Genomic DNA, 21,428 nt, shown 5'->3' with positions numbered 1-21,428 from the left:
GCTGTCTTTTTTACATTATGTAAAATGTCACAGCCTTTTTTCCTTATGTATTTACTTGAATATAATAAGCAATAATGTAATAAAAAGCTGATGCAAATGTACCAATTTGTAACAACTTAAAACTATGAAATAAAATATGATGCTTCTAAGTTTTATAAAGGATGGAGGGAAAAAATTATGGCTTTACCTGATGAAAATAAGACGTATACGTATCGCGATTATAAAAAATGGAAAGATGATAGACGCTGGGAGTTAATAAATGGGAATCCATTTCCCATGGCTCCGCCTTCAAGAATACATCAAGAGATCTTAAGAGAGATATTAACTATTTTTTCTGTGTATCTGAAAGATAAATCATGTAAAGTCTATAGTGCTCCGTTTGGAGTGAGACTTCCTAAAGCAAACGAAAATGATGATGACATAGAAACGGTTGTAGAACCTGATATTGTAGTAGTGTGTGATAAGTCGAAATTAGATGATGAAGGGTACAAAGGCGCACCGGACTTAGTTGTAGAGATTGTTTCACCTTCTACAGCCAGAAATGATAAAATTAAAAAATTTAATCTATATGAGATGGCAGGAGTAAAAGAGTACTGGATAGTAGAACCGGATAACAAGATTGTAACTGTTTTTACGTTAGATGACGATAAAAGGTATGGAAGGCCTGGGATATATTCTGATGAAGATAAAATTAAAGTTTCAATTTTTGAAGATCTCATCATTGATCTAAAATCTGTTTTTACATTTTAGTTTAACCATCAAGACACAAGTGAAAACTCTCTTGTGCCTTATTTTTTTAACCTTAATTTTGTTTTATTTTTCCAGAAAAAATTTTTTTAAAACAAGAAGGATTTTTGAAATTTGCGTAGAATATATTATATATAAAAGCAATATATTAATATACTAGTATACAAGTTCAAAAATTTAAAGTGATTTTTACTTGACTCATTACGCTTTATGTCCCCTATGAATTTTTTAAACAGAAGAAAAATTAAATAAAAAAAGAAGGAATTTTAAAAATGATGTCGAATATATAAGAATATGAATATTAATATGCTAGTATACAAGAATACAAGTATTAAAATAGGGGATGTGAAGCGATGGGATTAGAGCTTTTGGAAAACAATACGTATGAGTCAAAAAAAGATTACATTTACAGAATGATTAGAAAGAACATAATCGACATCAATCTAAAGCCTGGAGAGGTTATATCAGAGAATGATATAGCTAATGCATTTGAAACCAGCAGGACGCCTATTAGAGAAGCATTTACGAGGCTGGCAAATGAAGAACTGATTGAAATTTACCCACAAAAAGGCACGTTTGTTTCTTTGATAGATATAAAACGTGCTCAAGAAGCAAAATTCATGAGGGTAAATCTTGAAAAAGAAATCGTGAGACAGGCTTGTAGAGAATTTCCAGATGACATCTTGTTTCAGCTTGAAGCGAATATAAACCAACAAGAATTTTGTGTCATGAAAGAAAATTATATTACCATTTTTGACTTAGACAACGAGATGCACGAGCTTATATACAGAGGATGCAAAATGGATAGGATTTGGTCAGCCATAAGGTTTATAAGCGGCGATTATGACAGGATAAGGACATTGAGATTGTCGTCTGATACTGATTGGGATGCTATCATAAGCGATCACAAAAATATTGTAAGTGCCATAAAGGAGAAAGATGAAGAAAAAGGATTAAAGATAATAAGTGAACACTTGACGATGATAGACAGAGATGTAGTGCTTTTGAAAGAAAAATATCCAGAGTATTTTAAGCAATAAATTACATTGCAATAAAAATCTACAATAAGGGAGTAAGATATATGAAGATGACTTTTAGATGGTTTGGCGAAAAAGATGACAGTGTGACACTTCAGCAGATTCGCCAAATACCAGGTGTCTATGGGATTGTAGGGGCTTTATACGATGTACCCGTAGGAGAAACTTGGCCGATTGAAAAAATAAGTGAATTAAAGACAAAAGTTGAGTCCTACGGCCTTAAACTGGAGGTGATAGAAAGTGTAAATGTTCATGAAGACATCAAGTTAGGGCTTCCGACAAGAGATAGATACATTGAAAATTACAAGAAAACAATAAAAAATCTTGGCAAGTTAGGGATAAAAGTCGTATGCTACAACTTCATGCCTGTTTTCGACTGGATACGCACGAATCTGAATGAAAAATTACCTGATGGATCATATGTAATGTCATACGATGAAGATATGTTAAAAGGAAAAGATCCGCTGAATCTCATTGAAGACATGGACAATGGCTCAAATGGCTTTATACTTCCAGGTTGGGAACTTGACCGCTTAAAAGAATTGAAGATGCTGTTTGACATGTACAAAGATGTTGATGAAGAAAAGTTATTTGAAAATCTTAAGTACTTCTTGGAGAATGTAATACCAACATGTGAAAAATACGATGTAAAGATGGCTATACATCCAGATGATCCGCCATGGTCATTATTTGGACTGCCAAGGATAGTCACTTGTAAAGAAAATCTTGAAAGGATTGTAAACCTTGTAGACAGTCCTTACAATGGATTGACGCTTTGCAGTGGCTCGTTAGGTTCAAATCCTGAAAACAATATACCAGAGCTTATAAGGCATTTTGGCAAGATGGGAAGGATTCATTTTGGCCATGTAAGGAATATAAGGTTTATAGGCGAGAGGAAATTTTACGAATCAGCACATTTATCAAGTGAAGGATCGTTTGATATGTTTGAAATCATGAAAGCTTATTATGATATAGGTTTTGAAGGATATGTAAGACCGGACCACGGCAGGATGATATGGAATGAAAAGGCAAGACCGGGATATGGACTTTACGACAGAGCTTTAGGTGTGACGTATTTGAATGGGCTTTGGGAGGCTATAACTAAGATGTCTAAATGAACTATTATAAGAAAATAGTTGACAGTATTAAAGACCAAATTCAAAGTAATTTCTGTTTTACTGGGAAAGGAGAAAAAGCATATGGATTCTGCATTGGTTAATAAAGGTGGGGGTAAGGAGGCTAAACAAGGAAAAAATAGGGATTTTAAGAAGACGTTAAAAGCTATTAAAAAAGACTGGCAATTATATAGCCTACTTATACTACCCATAGCATATTACATCATATTTAGATATGTGCCTATGTACGGCAATATTATCGCTTTTAGGAGATTTGTTCCGGGTGGACCTGTTTACGGTACAGAATGGGTCGGACTTAGGTATTTTGACATGTTTATACATGATCCATCGTTTTGGCAGGTTTTTAGAAATACGATAATTTTGAGTGTGGAGTATTTGGTAATAAGCTTTCCATTTCCGATAATCTTTGCTTTGCTTTTGAATGAGATCAAAAGCAATTGGTTTAAGAGATTTACACAAACAGTATCATATTTGCCATACTTCATATCGACGGTTGTTGTGGCAGACATGATAATGCAGATACTTGATCCATCATCAGGCGTTATCAATATGATTGTAAAACATTACATTGGGCATACTATCAACTTTTTGGCAGAACCGCAATGGTTTAGGACTATATACATCGTCTCAGGCATTTGGCAAGGCATGGGCTGGGGCGCTATACTGTACCTTGCAGCGCTGACAAATATTAACCCGGAATTGTACGAGGCGGCTATAATAGATGGTGCCAGCAGATGGCAGCAGACAATATATGTGACTATTCCAGGTATATTGCCTACGATAATGATACTTTTGATACTAAACATTGGCGGACTTTTGTCAGTAGGATTTGAAAAGATACTGCTTCTGTATAATCCTCTGACGTATTCTACGGCGGATGTCATATCTACGTATCTATACAGAATGGGACTTGTATCAAATAACTTTAGCTATGCCGCAGCAATAGGCATGTTTGAAGCAGTTATAGGTCTTACATTAGTTTACACTGCAAACTACTTGTCAAGAAAATTCACAGAATCCAGTCTATGGTAAGGGAAGTGATGATAGATGAAAGAGTCAAAGCAATATAAAATATTTAAAGTAGTAAATACGATAATAATGATTTTAGTAATATTGGTGACATTGTATCCTTTCTGGTATCTATTAAGTGTGTCTTTAAGCGGCGAAAAATACGTTTATGCAGGTTTGGTGTCTTTATATCCAAAAGGTTTTACATTAAAGACGTATCAAGTTCTTTTGGCGGAAAAAGAATTCTGGACCAGCTATAAAAATACGATTATTTACACTGTTGTAGGTACGCTTGTTTCATTATTTTTGTCGACGCTTTTAGCGTATCCGTTGTCTAAAAAGCGATTAAAAGGTAGAGGAATTATTTTAGGCTTTGTGGTATTTACTATGTTTTTCAGCGGTGGACTTATACCGACTTACCTTTTAGTAAACGCTTTAGGCATGAGAAACACTATATGGGGTGTCGTGCTACCAGGAGCGGTCAGCACGTTTAACGTAATGGTTATGAAGACGTTCTTCGAAGGAATACCAGCGGAGTTAGAGGAAGCTGCAGAAGTTGATGGAATGAGCACATACGGCATTCTTCTTAAAATAATACTTCCGCTTTCAAAACCTATAATGTACGTTATGGCGCTTTTCTACGCAGTAGGTGTTTGGAACAACTGGTTTGGACCATTTATATACCTTGATGATAGCTCAAAATTTCCTGTCGCATTGTACTTGAGAAATATTTTAGCAGGTGCACAGCAGACGGCAGTTAGCAGCACATCTGACCAAAGCGAATTGGCTCAAATATCTGCGACTTTAAAATCAGCCAGCGTCATATTGACTTCAATACCAATAATGATGGTATATCCATTTATACAAAAGTACTTTGTTCAAGGCGTAATGATTGGCTCATTAAAAGGCTAAAAGGCATCATATTAAATTCAATAAAAAGGAGGGACTATCTGAGATGATTTTTAAGGGGGTGGTGGTAACATAAAAAACAAATCTTTATACTCATAAGTTTCTGATTTTAATTAATTAAGAGGAGGATATTTTATATGAGTAAAAATGCAAAAAGATTGTTGTCGTTTTTGCTAGTTGTAGTTTTGGCTGTAGGTGTTTTGCTATCAGGCTGCGGAAATAAAAATTCTTCATCCAGCAGCAACAATACAAGCAAACAAACTCAGACTGCCACAAATAATAGCGATCCACAAAACTTACATTTTAAATCAGATAAGCCATTGGAATTTACAATGCTGTATAGCGACCATCCAAATTATCCTTATAAATCAGACTGGCTTTTGTGGAAAGCCATAAAAGATGCTACTAATGTCACGCTAAAGCTTACTATAGTGCCAATGAGCGATTATGCTCAAAAGAGAAGCCTTCTTATTAGCTCAGGACAGGCGCCAGAGATAATACCAAAGACATATCCCGGGCAAGAAATACCATTTGTTTCATCAGGTGCTATACTTCCTATAAGCGACTATATAAATCAAATGCCTAATTTCTCAAGAGAAGTAAAAGAATGGGGACTTCAAAATGACATCAATTCATTAAAGCAAGCTGACGGAAAGTTCTACGTTTTGCCAATGTTGCATCAAACTTATACAATGCAGTACTCGTTGGCAATAAGACAAGATATATTTGAGAAAAACAATATACCGATTCCAAACACATGGGATGAATTGGAATCAGCATTGAAAAAATTAAAAGAGATATATCCGAACACATATCCATTGTCAGATAGATGGCAAGGTAAAGCTTTAATAGGTGAAGCACTGCCGACATTTGGTGTGCCGATTGCAGGTAGCGATGGACTATTTGATTGGACACAGACTTCAACTGTTTTGTACAACAGCGCAAAGGATGATTGGGAATTCTATCCAACTTCACAAGAATACAAGGATACATTGACGTACTTCAATAGACTTGTAAAAGAAGGGCTTCTTGATCCAGCCAGCTTCACACAGACAGACGATCAAGCAGTACAGAAGTTTGTAACAGGTAAGTCATTTGTCATCATGACAAATACGCAGGAAATCCAGAATATGATCAATCAGATGAATCAGACATTAGGAAAAGGTAACTTTAAAGTGACACAGATTTTGCCATTGGCAGGACCAAAAGGTGGAGTTATTGCAGGCAACCGTCTTGAAAACGGTATAATGATTTCAGCAAAAGCTAAAGACGATCCAAACTTCCCACAACTTCTTAAGTTCGTAGACTGGTTGTGGTACAGCGAAGCAGGTGAGACCCTTACAAAGTGGGGCGTTGAAGGCGTAACGTATCAGAAAGTCAATGGCAAGTTCCAGCTTATGCCTGACGTAAATTATATGAATCTGAACCCAAGTGGTACAAAGAATCTGCAGAAGGATTACGGCTTTTCTGGTGGTGTGTTCTGCTTATTGTATGGTGGACCAAAAGATCTTGCTGAATCAATGATGACTCCAGAAGTAGCAAATTTTGAAAACCAAGTGAATACTCAAAGAAAACTGTTACCAGTTGCACCGCCTGTGCCGTTTACTGAAAGCCAGAGAGAGCAAGCTAATATGCTTAGCCAGCCAATTTCTGACTATGTAGAACAGATGATGTTGAAATTCATAACAGGTGTTGCATCTATCGACAAAGACTGGAATAGCTATGTACAACAGGTCAATGCTAAAGGTGTAGATCAATTAGTTAAACTTACAAACGATGTATACAAAAGCAGCAAAAACAAATAATGGATGATGTTTATTCTATTTTCCCTTTGATGGCTTACGCCTTCAAAGGGAAAAATGTTAGTAAGGTAAATTTGATTAAATGTTCAAAATAATGGTATTATATTATATAATTGACTTGTGGAGAGTGATATTATGATTAGCGATAAGAAATTTGTTGGCAGAATGTATGACTGTTGGCTTAGGTATGAACTTTGCGATGAAAAAGTGCCTGATGGATATGAGGATTATTTTAAATATATTGTTGTTAAAGGCAATAATAGGATTATTAGTAATGCGGTTAATGAGCTAAAAAAAGCTTTATCGAATATTAAAGATGTCGACATAGAAATAATCGAAAATATACCAAAGTCAAATTGCATTTTTATAGGCACACTGGATGATTTTAAGGCAGAAGGATTAAAAGTGGATTTAGAAAGAGAACTTAAAAGTGAAGGCTTTGCATTAAATGTTGTAAAAAAGGATAATCACAATGTACTGTCTATAATCGGTGGAAGCGAAAAAGGCGTTTTATATGGTGTTTTTCACCTCATAAGATCTATATTTAGCGGTAAAAATCTGGAAGATGCATCGTGCATTGACAATCCTCAAAATGATTTTAGGATATTAAATCATTGGGATAATATGGATGGCAATATTGAAAGAGGATATGCGGGAAAATCTATCTTCTTTAAAGATAATTGCATAGTCCAAGACCTTTCCAGGATAAAAGATTATGCAAGGCTACTTGCGTCTATTGCGGTAAATGGAGTCGTAATAAATAATGTCAATGTCCATCAACAAGAGACTAAGCTTATTACAGATGAATTTTTGCCTGATGTGGCGAAGATAGCAGATGTATTTAGAGATTACGGCATAAAGACGTACTTAAGCATAAATTTTGCTTCCCCAGTCGAGATAGGTGGTCTTTCTACCGCAGATCCGCTTGACGATGGAGTTAAGAAGTGGTGGAAAGATGTGACATCAAAAATATACAGTTATATTCCTGACTTCGGTGGATTTTTGGTGAAGGCTGATTCAGAGTTTAGACCTGGACCATTCACATACGGCCGTAATCACGCCGATGGTGCAAATATGTTGGCTGAAGCACTAAAACCCTATGGCGGCATTGTCATTTGGAGGACTTTTGTATACAACTGCATGGTGGACTGGAGAGACCGCTCTACAGACAGAGCAAAAGCTGCTTATGACAATTTCAAGCCATTAGATGGGAAATTTATGGATAACGTGGTTTTGCAAGTTAAAAATGGACCGATGGATTTTCAAATCAGAGAACCGATTACACCATTATTTGGTGCAATGGAGAAGACAAATGTTTTTATGGAGTTTCAGATTACTCAAGAGTACACTGGACAACAGAAACATTTATGTTACCTTGTGCCACTTTGGAAGGAAGCTTTAGACTTTGATACATTTGCGAAAGGAGAAGGCTCGTTTGTAAAGAAAGTCGTAAGCGGCAGCTTGTTTGGTTCAAAGCACGGTGGAATTGTGGGGGTGGCAAATGTAGGAGATAGTGAGTGCTGGACAGGACATCCTCTTGCGCAATCAAATCTTTATGGCTTTGGAAGGCTTGCGTGGAATCCAGATCTTTCATCAAGAGAGATTGCTGAGGAATGGGTGAGACTTACATTTGGATGTGATGAAGATGTTTTGAATACAGTCGTACCGATGCTTTTGGAATCGAGAGAGATATATGAGGAATACACAAGCCCTCTTGGGATAGGATGGATGGTAAACCCAGGCCATCATTACGGCCCTAATGTTGACGGATATGAGTATTCTCATTGGGGCACGTATCATTATGCAGATTTTAAGGGAATAGGCGTCGATAGGACTGTAGCAACAGGTACAGGTTACACAGCCCAGTACAAAGAGCCTGTTGCAAAGATGTACGAAAATATTGATACATGTCCTGATGAGCTTTTGTTATTTTTCCACCATGTGCCTTATGGCCACAAGCTAAAATCAGGTAAGACGGTTATCCAACACATATACGATACACATTTTGAAGGTGTAGAGCGAGCAGAAAAAATGAGGGATGCTTGGATAAAATTGAAAGGGAAAATAGACGATGAGGTATATGAAGTTGTGTTAGAGAAGTTTGACATACAGGTAGTTGATGCTAAAGAGTGGAGAGATGTTGTAAACACTTATTTTTACAGGAAGACTGGAATAAAAGATGAATATGGAAGGAAAATTTATGAATAGCTGCTTTAGAGGGAGATTGAGGCAGAAATACAGTGAAAATCGAAAAATTTAGATTAATAACTTAGTTGATTGATTGGAGGAAGTTTATTATGATTAATATAGCCATAATTGGGGCAGGTAATATTTCATCTGCCCACATACAAGGCTTTTTAGAGTTTAAAGACAGGTGTAAGATCGTCGCCATAGCCGATATCTACGAAGACAAAGCTTATGAAAAAAAGAAGCGGCTTGGCTTAGATGATGCCACTTTGTACAGCGATTACAAAGAAATATTGAAAAGAGGAGATATTGATCTGGTGGACATATGCACACCGCCTTACACACATGCAGTCATTGCAGTGGAAAGTTTAAATGCTGGAAAGAATGTAATCGTAGAAAAACCGATGGCATCATCATTAGAAGAATGCGACAGGATGATTGAAGCATCAAGGAAAAACAAAAAACTCTTGTCGGTAATAGCACAGAATCGCTTTAGGACTCAATTCATGAAACTAAAAAAGATTGTAGAGTCAGGCTTAGCGGGGGATATAGTACATGCACAAGTTGACTCATTTTGGTGGAGAGGTCATTCATACTACGATCTGTGGTGGAGAGGCACATGGGAAAAAGAAGGTGGTGGTTGCACACTAAATCATGCAATACACCATATAGACATGCTTATATGGCTTTTGGGGATGCCTGAAGAAGTGCAGGCTGTAATGAGCAATGTGGCACATGATAACGCCGAAGTTGAAGACATATCAATAGCCATACTTAAGTACAAAAGCGGTGCATTAGCCCAGATAACCAGTTCAGTTGTTCATCATGGAGAAGAGCAACAAATTGTGCTTCAAGGGAAAAAGGCCAGGATATCAGTGCCATGGAAAGTATATGCATCTACAGCATCCAGTAATGGTTTTCCATCTGGAGAAGACGAAGAACTGGAAAAGAAAATACAAAGATACTACGACAGTCTTGATGTGACAAAGTACAGCGGGCACACTCCACAGATTGACGATGTATTAAAAGCGTTAGAATCAAACCATGAAATCTTGGTAAGTGGTAGCGATGGAAGAAATGCTATAGAGCTTATAACTGCCATATACAAAGCAGCTACAACAAAAGAAGCTGTCAAATTGCCACTTGAAAAAGATGATCCATTCTATACAGTAGATGGCATAATGGCAAGAGTGCCTCATTTTTATGAGAAAAAAACGTTTGTAGAAAATTTCAACGACGAACGCATAACATTTGGAAGGGAAATAAAGTAAATAAAGGAGGAACACCAAATGAGCAAAGAAAACGGTATGTACTATATGCCTGAAAGCAAAGCTAAAAAAGTCTGCAGTGAAGGAGAATTTAAATTTGCAGCCATTGGATTAGATCATGGGCACATATATGGCATGACAAAAGGACTAGTAGAAGCTGGTGCTGAAGTAAAGTGGGTCTACGACAAAGATCCAGAGAAAGTAGAAAAATTCATAAAAGCATTTCCTACTGCTAAAAAAGCTCGCAGTGAAGATGAAATACTGATGTACAGTGAAGTAAGATTAGTAGCAAGTGCAGCAATACCATCAGAAAGATGTGACATAGGATTAAAAGCAATGGATGCAGGAAAAGACTACTTTGCAGATAAACCTCCAATGACAACATGGCAGCAATTAGAAAAAGCAAAAGAAAAAGTCGAAAAGACAAATAAAAAATATGCCGTGTACTATGGAGAGAGGCTTCACAATGAAGCATCAGTTTATGCTGGACAGTTAATAGAAAAAGGAGCAATAGGCAGAGTAATACAAGTATTAGGGATGGGACCACACAGAGAAGGAAAAGGAAGGCCAGATTGGTTTTACGAAAAAGACAAATTTGGAGGCATACTATGTGACATAGGCAGTCATCAGATAGAGCAGTTTTTGTATTATACAGGTGCAAAAGACGCAAAAGTCCAATCATCAAAAGTAGCAAATTACAATCACAAGCAATATCCTACATTTGAAGATTTTGGCGACGTAACGCTAATTGGAGATAATGGTGCAACAGGCTATTTCAGGCTTGATTGGTTTACACCTGAGGGACTTGGCACATGGGGCGATGGAAGGCTGTTTATATTAGGCACAGAAGGCTACATAGAGCTAAGAAAGTATATCGATGTTGCCAGAGAAAATGCTCCAGATCATGTGTACTTAGTAAACAAAGATGGTGAATTTTTGATAGATGTAAAGGGGAAGGTAGGATTTCCTTTCTTTGGTGACTTGATACTGGACTCATTAAACAGGACGGAAAATGCCATGACGCAGGAGCACATTTTTAAAGCTATAGAGTTGGCGTTAGAAGCTCAAACAAAAGCTATAAAGGTTGAATGAAATTTATAATCTTAAGAAGAGGTGTTTTAAATGATAAGTAAATCTTTTTATGCGCACCACAGCGCATTTGGTGCTTTCTCAAGTTTTGTAATTGGTAAATGCGGTAAAGGTGGCGGCGTCGTATTAAATGATGTTCGGCCGCCTGAAAACAATGTCTACATTGGATACAAAAGAGATGGTGTTATAAGCTTATTGCCATTTATTAAAGATGATACAAAAAATGCAGAAGAGGAGTTTACAGGAGAAGTCTCTACAAGCAAGAAAGAAAAGAATATAAGAGTCTTTGGCGAAGATGAGATAGAGAGAGAGTTAGGTTGGGCATCAGATACTTGGACAGCGGGAGATTTTAAATTTTCTATCATTACTCCGTTTGGATACGTAAAAGATCCTTCTTTGATGAATGAAGACGAAAAGAAACTTGCACTGGCACCTGTGATTTTTATACAGTTGACGATGGATAATACTGGAAGCGATAAGGATGCTGAAATGATATTTGGCTTTGAAGGCCCAAAAAGGATATTATCCGAGCTTACGGATGGAAAGTACTTGGGAGGAGTGTACGGTAGAAAATACGGTTTTGCTGTCAAAAAGAGCGATGATGTAAGAGAGCTTTCAAGGCTTGATATTTTGACTTCATGGGCAAATGACAACTATCAAAATCATGGGCTTGGCAGAGCACCATCTTTGATATTTAAAGTACCTAGAGGGGAGAAAAGGACATATACTGTGGCATTGGCAACGTATCAAAGCGGCGTCATCACGACAGGAATCGATACTGAATTTTACTATACATCTGTTTTCAAGTCGCTGGAAGAAGTATTATCATTTGGACTGGACAATCAAGATTATTACTTAAACTTAGCGAGAGAAAGAGACGAAGAGCTTAAGAAAAGTGGCTTAAATGAATACAGGCAGTTTTTGTTGGCACATGCAGCCCACAGTTATTATGCCAGCACAGAACTTTTAAAGCGGGATGATGGTATGCCTCTTTGGGTAGTAAACGAAGGCGAATACATTATGATAAATACATTTGATTTGACAGTTGACCATGTCTTCTGGGAAATGAGATTTCATCCTTGGACGATCACAAACACGTTGGATCTGTACTATGAAAAGTACAGTTACAGAGATCAAGCAGGTCTTGCATTTACGCATGATATGGGCGTTGCAGATGGTTTTTTCAAAGAAGGTTATTCATCGTATGAGCTTCCAAATCTGACTGGGTGTTTCAGCTACATGGCACATGAGGAGCTTTTGAATTGGGTTTTGACAGGTTCTGTCTATGCAATAAAAATGAACGATAAAGAATGGTTAAAGAAAAACATTGGGGTATTTGAAGATTGTTTCGATTCTCTTGTGGCAAGAGATAAAAATAATGATGGTATAATGGATGTTGATAGTTCAAGGTGCGAGACAGGATCGGAAATAACGACTTACGATAGCCTTGACGAAAGCTTAGGACAAGCGAGAAATAATCTATACCTTGGGGTAAAGACATGGGCAGCTTACGTGATGTTACACGGCTTGTTTAAAGAAAATGATCTTGGTGAAAAGGCAGAAAAAGCTTTAGAAAAGGCAAAACAGGCTGCCAATACTATCGTCGGAAAATTTGACGAAGACAATCAGTATATACCTGCAGTGTTTGAAAAAGGCAATACATCCAGAATAATACCTGCTGTAGAAGCATTGGTATATCCATATGTTGTAGGATATACTGACTTTGTAAGTGAAGATGGTGTATTTGGCGAGCTTATAAAAGTTTTAAAGAAGCATGTAATGACGATTATGAAGCCAGGTATATGCATAGATGAAGTGTCTGGCGGTTGGAAGCTTTCGTCAACCAGCAAGAATACGTGGAACAGCAAAATTTTCTTGTGTCAATATGTGATAAAAGATGTGCTTAATATAGACTTTGGCGATAAAGAAATTGAGTGGGATAGGGTACACGCAATGTGGCAACAGGTGTCTTGCAGCGAAGATTGTGCAACAGATCAAGTAAACAGCGATACAGGTACACCAAGAGGAAGTCGCTTGTATCCGAGACTTGTAACAAGTGTATTGTGGATGAAATAGACTTTGGGGGTCTTAGCATGATTAAAGTGAAAGTACCAGATTTCTCTAATAAGAAGTTTTCTGATAGGTGGAGATATTGCGTAGGGACAGGCAGGCTTGGCCTTGCACTTCAAAAGGAGTACGTTGATACATTAAAATTTGTGAAAGAAAACATAGATTTTAAGTATATAAGAGGACATGGCCTTTTGTGTGACGATGTAGGAATATACAGAGAAGATGTGGTAGGCGATGAAATAAAGCCTTTTTACAATTTTACTTATATAGATAGGATTTTCGACTCATTTTTAGAAATGGGTATAAGGCCATTTGTGGAAATCGGATTTATGCCTAAAAGATTAGCATCTGGTACACAGACAGTTTTTTATTGGGAGGGTAATGTTACCCCTCCCAAGGATTATGAAAAGTGGGAAAACCTTATAAAAGCTGTTGTTTCGCATTTCATATCAAGGTATGGCATAGACGAAGTGGTAAAATGGCCATTTGAAATATGGAATGAGCCAAACTTAAAAGGATTTTGGAAGGATGCTGATGAGAAGGAGTATTTTAAGCTGTACAAGGTTACTGCAAAGGCGATAAAAGAAGTAAATGAGAATTTGCAAGTCGGAGGACCTGCTATATGCGGTGGTGCTGACTATTGGATAGAAGACTTTTTGAATTTCTGCTATGAAGAAAATGTTCCTGTAGATTTTGTGTCGCGACATGCGTATACATCCAAACAAGGTGAATATACGCCACACCTTATATATCAAGAGATTATGCCATCAGAATACATGCTAAATGAATTTAAAACAGTGAGAGAGATCATAAGAAACTCACATTTTCCGAACCTTCCATTTCACATAACAGAATACAATACATCTTACAGCCCCCAAAATCCTGTACACGATACGCCATTTAATGCTGCCTATATTGCCAGGATTTTAAGCGAAGGCGGAGATTACGTCGATTCATTCTCTTACTGGACGTTTAGCGACGTTTTCGAAGAAAGAGATGTGCCCAGATCACAGTTTCATGGAGGATTTGGACTTGTGGCATTGAATATGATACCAAAACCTACCTTTTACACATTTAAATTCTTTAATGCCATGGGAGAAGAAATACTTTATAGGGATGAGCACATGCTTGTGACGAGGAGAGATGATGGCTCTGTCGCACTTATAGCGTGGAATGAAGTTATGGATAAGACTGAAAATCCAGATAAAGAATATGAAATTGAGGTACCAGTTGGATTTAGAGACGTATTTATTAAGAGGCAGTTAATAGATGAAGAACATGGCAATCCATGGGGGACGTGGATACACATGGGTAGACCAAGGTATCCCAGCAAAAAAGAGATAAATACGCTTAGAGAAATTGCAAAGCCGGAGATAATGACAAGTTATGCTGTTACCAATGACGGATACTTAAATCTAAAGTTTAAATTAGGGAAAAATGCGGTTGTGCTGTATGAGTTGACAGAAAGGATTGACGAATCAAGCACATATATAGGACTTGATGACAGCAAGATAAATGGATATTGAAATGCATTTGGAGGGATCGATATGGGGCTTTTTGACATGCCATTGCAAAAACTAAAAGAATACACTGGTACAAATCCATGCCCTGAAGATTTCGACGAGTATTGGGAGAGGGCTTTAGATGAGATGAGGTCAATTGATCCTAAGATTGAACTCAAAAAAAGTAGCTTTCAAGTGCCTTTTGCAGAGTGCTACGATTTGTACTTTACAGGTGTGCGTGGTGCAAGAATCCATGCAAAGTATATAAAGCCTAAGACAGAAGGAAAGCATCCAGCGCTGATAAGATTTCATGGATATTCATCAAATTCAGGTGACTGGAATGACAAATTAAATTATGTGGCGGCAGGTTTTACTGTTGTGGCTATGGACGCAAGAGGTCAAGGAGGGCAGTCTCAAGATGTAGGCGGTGTAAAGGGAAATACTCTAAATGGGCATATTATAAGAGGGTTAGACGATGATGCTGACAATATGCTTTTTAGGCATATTTTCTTAGATACTGCTCAATTGGCTGGAATAGTTATGGACATGCCAGAAGTTGATGAAGATAGGGTTGCAGTCATGGGACCTTCTCAGGGTGGAGGTTTGTCGTTGGCATGTGCTGCATTGGAGCCAAGGATACGCAAGGTAGTATCTGAATATCCTTTCTTATCTGATTATAAGAGAGTATGGGATTTAGACCTTGCAAAAAACGCATACCAAGAGATTACAGACTATTTTAGGCTTTTTGATCCAAGGCATGAAAGGGAGAATGAAGTATTTACTAAGCTTGGATATATAGACGTTAAAAATCTTGCAAAAAGGATAAAAGGCGACGTCTTAATGTGCGTTGGACTTATGGATCAGGTGTGTCCACCGTCTACTGTTTTTGCAGCCTACAATAACATAAAATCAAAAAAGGATATAAAAGTGTATCCTGATTATGGGCATGAGCCTATGAGAGGGTTTGGAGATTTAGCGATGCAGTTTATATTGGAGATAAATTCATAAGGAGATGCTTATGCATCTCCTTAAATTGTATTTTTTATCAATTTTTTATATTCGCTTACGTTTAAGCCTGTGTATTTTTTAAAACACGATGAGAAGTAGTTTGGGTCTTGTATGCCTACGGCATTGGCGATTTCAAATGACTTCATGTTCTTCTCTTTAATAAGGCTTATTGCCTTTTCCATTCGCTTATTTGTCAAGTATTCTATGAAGTTTATGCCTGTTTCCTTTTTGAATGTCCGGCTTAAATAGCTGGGATTTAAATAAAAATGCTTTGCTACGAATGATAGTGACAAATTGCTGTCGCTAAGATTTTCATCTATGAACTTTTTAACATCATCAATCAAATTGTTTATGTTGCTAATCTGTTCTTTATTGACAGCCTTTATTGTGTTTATTACTATGGACGATAAGAATTCTACCATCTCAGGCAGCGTCTCTATATTCACTATCTTGTTGTAGGTGTTTATTTCGGATAAATATATATCGTCAAAATTCTCTTTTAATTCGAGAGAGACTGAGAAACAGACCGAAATAATGTTTAATGCACTTACGTGTATTAACTTAAGTGCGTTTTCACTTTTAACATCGATCAAAGAAAAAACTTCTTTTACAGTATTTATCGCATCGTCTTCTAATCCGGATTTCAGATAAAATTTTAATTCATTTAAAAGATGCATTGTGTCGCTTTCCGATTTACTTTCTTTAAATTGGACATCTCTATAATGTATTATATTGTTATTTCCAACTGCAATGTGATAATTTAATGCATCGATGGCTTCCATGTAGGACGTTCTAATTTCGCCGATGTGTTCTTTTATGTTGCCGATGCCGATATTTAAAGTACAATCAAGCTCTTTATTTATTTTGTTTTTAAGACGCATGCAAATTTTATATAGATCTATCTTCTCATCGTTGCTTAGGATGACGATTCTATTCATCTGGTCAGAGAATACAATGATATTTTTTAACTTTTTGAAATAGCTTTTGATATAGTTACTGACTTTAAAATTTTGAATCAAGCGAGATTCTTCACTCATGTTCGTTGAATTTACGATTTCTATTGCAGCAATTTGAAAATTTCCATTTTTAAAGTGAAATTTAAAGAAATCAAGCTTTTCATTTATTGAATTTTCAGATAAATTACTAGTAATCAGCTCATTCAAAAAACGCTCTCTTAGATAAGGTAGGTTTTCATATAATTGCTTTTTTAAATCTTCAAGTTCTCTCTTTTCTTTTTTCTTTTCTTCAATGTACGATTTCACTTTTTTTACTGTGTTTAAGACTTCATTTTCGTCAATAGGTTTAAGCAAAAAATCAAAGATACCTAATTTTACAGATTTTTGAGCGTAATTAAAATCATTGTAGCCTGTAAGGACTATAATTATTAATGATGGGTGTCTCTTTAAAATAAATTCACTAAATTCGATGCCGTCTATACCGGGCATTTTTATATCGGTAAAGACGATATCTGGTTTTAATTCATCGATTAATTTTATGCCTTCATTTGCATTTGAAGCTTCTCCCACAATCTCCATTCCTAACGATTCCCAATTTATGCATTGCTTCAAAAGACTTCTTTCCAAATATTCATCATCTATTATAAATACCTTAATGTTATTTTCAGACATCTTAGTCCTCCTCATTTATTGGAATAGTTATTACAATAGTTGTTCCTTCGTCTGGTTTACTTTGAATCTTCACAACATCGTTGTAATTGTAGTAGATTTTTAGCCTTTCAATTGTAGATCTTAGCCCAACTCCTTTTGATTGACCAGATTCTATTTCCCTTAGCTTTTCTTCACTCATGCCTTTTCCATTGTCAGAGACAATAAGGGTTATTTGATTTGAAGCGTAAAGAGATTTTATTGTTATTATGCCTTGCCCGTCTTTTCCTCTTACGCCGTGGTTTAATGCATTTTCTACTAAAGGCTGAAGTATCAGCTTAGGTATTTTATAAGGCAATGTTCTATCGTCAATTTCTTTTATAACGTCAAATTTATTGCCAAAGCGTATCTTTTGAATTGTAAGATAATTATCTATTATTTCTAATTCATCTTTTATCGTTATTTCTTCATTGCCGTTCATCAAAAAAGATCTATAAAACTTTCCTAAGGCTTTCACAATTTTACTGGCGTTTTTCGTGTCATTCATCAAAATCAACGCACTTATTGCATCAAAAGAATTAAACAGGAAATGAGGCTTTATCTGCGATTGCATTACTTCCAGTTCTAGCTTTCTTTTCATCTTCTGCTCATTTATTATATCGCCGATTAGCTTTTTTATTTCATCGATCATCTTGTTGTACACGTCTTTTAACATACCTATCTCGTCGTTTCCTGTGGCGATGTCTACTTTTTCAAATTTACCGTCTTTTATGCCTTTCATGGAGTTTACTAACTTTACTATAGGTTGTGATATAAAAAGCGATATAAAGAGAAGCCCCAGCAAAAGCAATACTATGTTTATGACTATGACAAAAAGAAGTATTATGTTGTAGATCCAAAATTGGCTATTAAGTTCATTAAACGGCGTTATGCTGATGATATTCCAGCCGAAGTCATTTTTCAAGTCTGATATTATATAGACTTTACCATCTATCTTTCTAACTGTTGAGCCATTTGGACTGATGAATGTATATATTTCACTGTTTAAATTTTTGCTGATGTTTGTCGGCTTAATTATTGTATTGCCATTTTCATCTCTTATTATTATGCCAGACGTATAGGTATTTATTGAACTATTTATATACTTGTACAAATAAGATTCAGAAATATTTATTATCATGATTCCGGCTGGCTTCTGACTATTTATATCGTTTATGACTCTTATAAATGATACATATCCTTTATTGCCATTGCTTTGATCTATGAGATTTCCATCATTTGCTTCTAGTATATATTTTCCACTTAAACTTACAAGCCTGTCATACCATTTAGCTGTCTTTATTGTAGACAAACTGATGCTTTTAAAAGAGACATTATCAACAAAGTATTCGTTTCCTAAGTTGTCAAAAATATATATAGACGAAATAAAGTCATTAAAGTTTAAAAAATCTGACAAATATTTGCTCATTGGCTGTATATAGCTTGCATAGTTGCCTGCATTTCCATTTGCCAATGCTGACTGCAGAATTTGGCTAGATATTAATATTTTAGACTGATTGTCTACGGTGTTTATTAAAGACTCTATGCTGGAATTAATATTAGAGACAATTTCATTTGAAACTTGCATAACCTTGTTGCTGGTTATACTATTATTTATTTCTTGGTACGCAATCGAAAGAAAAGAAATCGAAATAATAAGCACAAACAAGTAATACAACACTATTTTAGAGGATATACTTAGATCTCCAAACTTTTTAATTACCTTGTCAAACATCTTATTTACTCCTTTGGAGCTAATTTTTTTAATGCATTGAATGACATAAAATTATATAACATCACTTTTGTGACATTTAAACAAAATACTTTATCTATATTTTATCACATCTTTAGAAAAAAAGTAACCAGTTTATTTGTTGATTAGACAAAGTAAAAAAATTAAAGAATCAGGTAAAAAAATTCTATTTTTTTAAAAATTTTTTGATATATAATTCTCTTATAAGTAAGAGTTAGAAATAAAAACAAGTATCAACAATAATTCATTTTTATTCATTTATATTCATTTGTTTTATTTAATTTCTTTTAAGTTCCTTTATTCAATACGAAGGTTTATTTGACAACACTAGTAAACGTTAAGTGCAAAATGATGGTATATATGGGTAGATATGTTGTAAATATTTAAACACTTGTTTGATCATTTAAAAATATTTCTCTACTCATATATAAAAAATATATTTGAACTATACGGAGGTGGTGATAATATAGAGAGTATCTTCAGTCTTTTCTAAATTTTTCAACATTTACGGGAGGGGAAATGATGAAAGGGAAAAAATTATTTATTTTAATTCTGACGATTGTAATGGTTATCTCAGCTCTTTTGACAGGCTGCAGTAACACAAAAACAACCAGCAATAATACAAGCAAAAACACATCTAGCAATAATACTAAAGAAAAGAAGACATTCACACTTTTCTATGATACATCAACAGCTACGCCATACGACTATACAAAGACACCTGTCTGGAAAAAGCTTTCTGATTTAACAGGTGTTAATTTACAAGTAAGTTATCTTGTTGGCACAGATGAGACATCAAAAGCGACACTTATGATAAGTGGTGGCGATTTGCCTGATTTAATTGTGGCAAGTAATAACACATTTGAACTTTTTAGAGAAGCTAATGATCTAGTGCCTCTTGATGATTTGATCGACAAATACGGAACAAACATTAAAAGATGGTATTCTCAAGAAGATTTAAACAAGATGAGAGACCCAAAAGATGGACATATTTATTATTTGACACCGGCAAGAAAAGCACAATACCTATATCCATATTCAGGTTTCTATCTTCCATTAGAGGTTTTAAGAGATGCTGGATGGCCTAAGAAATTAACGCTTGATCAGTATTTTAACATAATCGAAGATTATGTTAAAAAGCATCCGACATATAATGGACAGCCAGTAGTAGGATTTACTGCTCTTACTGACAGTTGGAAGATATTTACGTTAACTGGTGTTCCAAGTTACTTAGCTGGAAATGCAAATACAGGCGATGTATGGGTTGATGAAAACAATAAAGCACATCCATTTGCAATAAGCCAATGGGCACATGATTATTATAAAAAGTTGAACGAAGAATGGAACAAAGGCATACTTGACAAGCAGATGTTTACTAGAAATTATGATTCATATCTATCTTTGATTTCATCAGGAAGAGTTTTAGGATTTTACGATCAGCGTTGGGATATCCAAAATGCAATTAATTCACTAGAGCAGCAAAAACTTTATGATAGAGTACCTTTTGCTTTGCCTGTTACTTTCGATGGTGTTACAAAAGAAGACTATAACAGCATGAATATGACAGGAAATAGTGCAGGCATTGTTATAACAAAGAGCTGCAAAGATCCTGTTGCCGCATTCAAATTCTTAGATGCTATGTCCAGCGATGAAGCTTTGAAGCTTGAAAACTGGGGCATCGAAGGCAAAGATTATTCAGTAAAAGACGGAAAGATGTACATGACACCAGACCAATTAACTCAATATAAAGATAGCAATTATACTAAACAAGAAGGAATCGGACAATATTGGTATTTCCCACATCCAAATGATGGTGAAAAACTTGCAGATGGCAATTTTGCATCACCGCAAGATACTCCAGAATATATAGCAAGTTCATACAAACCATACGAACAAGAAGTATTAAAAGCATATAATATAACCAATTTGTCGCAAATGATGGCACCACCAATTGAAACACCTTATGGCTTTGTATACGATATAAGCATACCAGATAGTGAACAGCAGATTAAGATTGCAAACCAAAAAGCATCTGACCTTACAAGAAAATATGTAGCACAAATGATACCAGCAAAACCAGATCAGTTTGAAAGCATTTGGAAAGAGTACGTTTCTGAAATGCAGAAAGCCAATTACGATCTTGAAGTGCCATATATCCAGAAGCAAATTGATTGGAGAATACAGCATTGGGGCGCGAAATAATAAATCAATATAATTAAAAAATCTTGTAATGAAGTACGATTTTCGTACTTCATTACGCTTAAAATAT

General features: G+C 35.7%; 15 protein-coding genes. 13 read left to right on the top strand and 2 right to left on the bottom strand.

Annotated features, from left to right (window positions below; translation table 11 throughout):
- Window positions 1–177: 177 nt before the first annotated feature.
- From BVF91_RS08675 to BVF91_RS08620, 12 genes are all read left to right on the top strand, one after another.
- On the top strand, window positions 178–750 hold the full coding sequence (locus BVF91_RS08675) for a Uma2 family endonuclease (protein WP_085113023.1): 573 nt from the start codon (window positions 178–180) through the stop codon (window positions 748–750).
- Between the two features lie 350 nt (window positions 751–1,100).
- Complete coding sequence (locus tag BVF91_RS08670; RefSeq protein WP_240495857.1) at window positions 1,101–1,787, top strand: GntR family transcriptional regulator; 687 nt, start codon at window positions 1,101–1,103, stop codon at window positions 1,785–1,787.
- Window positions 1,788–1,828: 41 nt separating this feature from the next.
- Window positions 1,829–2,902, top strand: coding sequence for a mannonate dehydratase (gene uxuA / locus BVF91_RS08665; RefSeq protein ID WP_085113022.1), 1,074 nt, complete (start codon window positions 1,829–1,831; stop codon window positions 2,900–2,902).
- An 81-nt stretch (window positions 2,903–2,983) separates the two neighbouring features.
- Entirely contained in the window at window positions 2,984–3,952 is a 969-nt protein-coding gene (locus BVF91_RS08660; protein ID WP_085113021.1) for an ABC transporter permease, read from the top strand.
- 15 nt (window positions 3,953–3,967) lie between these two features.
- On the top strand, window positions 3,968–4,840 hold the full coding sequence (locus BVF91_RS08655) for a carbohydrate ABC transporter permease (protein WP_014758324.1): 873 nt from the start codon (window positions 3,968–3,970) through the stop codon (window positions 4,838–4,840).
- 134 nt (window positions 4,841–4,974) lie between these two features.
- Window positions 4,975–6,642 (top strand): ABC transporter substrate-binding protein, encoded by a 1,668-nt coding sequence (locus BVF91_RS08650; protein WP_085113020.1) that lies wholly within the window; start codon window positions 4,975–4,977, stop codon window positions 6,640–6,642.
- A gap of 132 nt (window positions 6,643–6,774) precedes the next feature.
- On the top strand, window positions 6,775–8,847 hold the full coding sequence (locus BVF91_RS08645) for an alpha-glucuronidase family glycosyl hydrolase (protein ID WP_085113019.1): 2,073 nt from the start codon (window positions 6,775–6,777) through the stop codon (window positions 8,845–8,847).
- 89 nt (window positions 8,848–8,936) lie between these two features.
- A complete protein-coding gene (locus tag BVF91_RS08640; RefSeq protein ID WP_085113018.1) occupies window positions 8,937–10,097 on the top strand; it encodes a Gfo/Idh/MocA family protein in 1,161 nt (386 codons plus the stop codon).
- A gap of 18 nt (window positions 10,098–10,115) precedes the next feature.
- Window positions 10,116–11,186, top strand: coding sequence for a Gfo/Idh/MocA family protein (locus BVF91_RS08635; RefSeq protein ID WP_085113017.1), 1,071 nt, complete (start codon window positions 10,116–10,118; stop codon window positions 11,184–11,186).
- Between the two features lie 30 nt (window positions 11,187–11,216).
- Window positions 11,217–13,259, top strand: a complete 2,043-nt coding sequence (locus BVF91_RS08630) for a glycoside hydrolase family 52 protein (protein ID WP_085113016.1) — start codon at window positions 11,217–11,219, stop codon at window positions 13,257–13,259.
- 17 nt (window positions 13,260–13,276) lie between these two features.
- Window positions 13,277–14,779, top strand: coding sequence for a GH39 family glycosyl hydrolase (locus BVF91_RS08625; protein WP_085113015.1), 1,503 nt, complete (start codon window positions 13,277–13,279; stop codon window positions 14,777–14,779).
- 21 nt (window positions 14,780–14,800) lie between these two features.
- Window positions 14,801–15,763, top strand: coding sequence for an acetylxylan esterase (locus tag BVF91_RS08620; RefSeq protein ID WP_085113014.1), 963 nt, complete (start codon window positions 14,801–14,803; stop codon window positions 15,761–15,763).
- Window positions 15,764–15,783: 20 nt separating this feature from the next.
- On the opposite strand, the gene BVF91_RS08615 is transcribed toward BVF91_RS08620, so the two are convergent.
- Entirely contained in the window at window positions 15,784–17,391 is a 1,608-nt protein-coding gene (locus BVF91_RS08615) for a response regulator (RefSeq protein WP_085113013.1), read from the bottom strand.
- Between the two features lies 1 nt (window position 17,392).
- Window positions 17,393–19,141 (bottom strand): sensor histidine kinase, encoded by a 1,749-nt coding sequence (locus tag BVF91_RS08610; protein ID WP_085113012.1) that lies wholly within the window; start codon window positions 19,139–19,141, stop codon window positions 17,393–17,395.
- 540 nt (window positions 19,142–19,681) lie between these two features.
- On the opposite strand from BVF91_RS08610, the gene BVF91_RS08605 reads away from it, so the two are divergent.
- Window positions 19,682–21,361 carry an ABC transporter substrate-binding protein gene (locus BVF91_RS08605; protein WP_085113011.1) on the top strand — a complete coding sequence of 560 codons (1,680 nt, stop codon included), beginning with the start codon at window positions 19,682–19,684 and terminating at the stop codon, window positions 21,359–21,361.
- The last annotated feature ends 67 nt before the right edge of the window (window positions 21,362–21,428 follow it).

Source organism: Thermoanaerobacterium sp. PSU-2 (genome assembly GCF_002102475.1).
Classification (GTDB): Bacteria; Bacillota; Thermoanaerobacteria; order Thermoanaerobacterales; family Thermoanaerobacteraceae; genus Thermoanaerobacterium.
The sequence above is the reverse complement of the archived record's forward strand: the minus strand, read 5'-3'. Positions and strand labels throughout refer to the sequence as shown.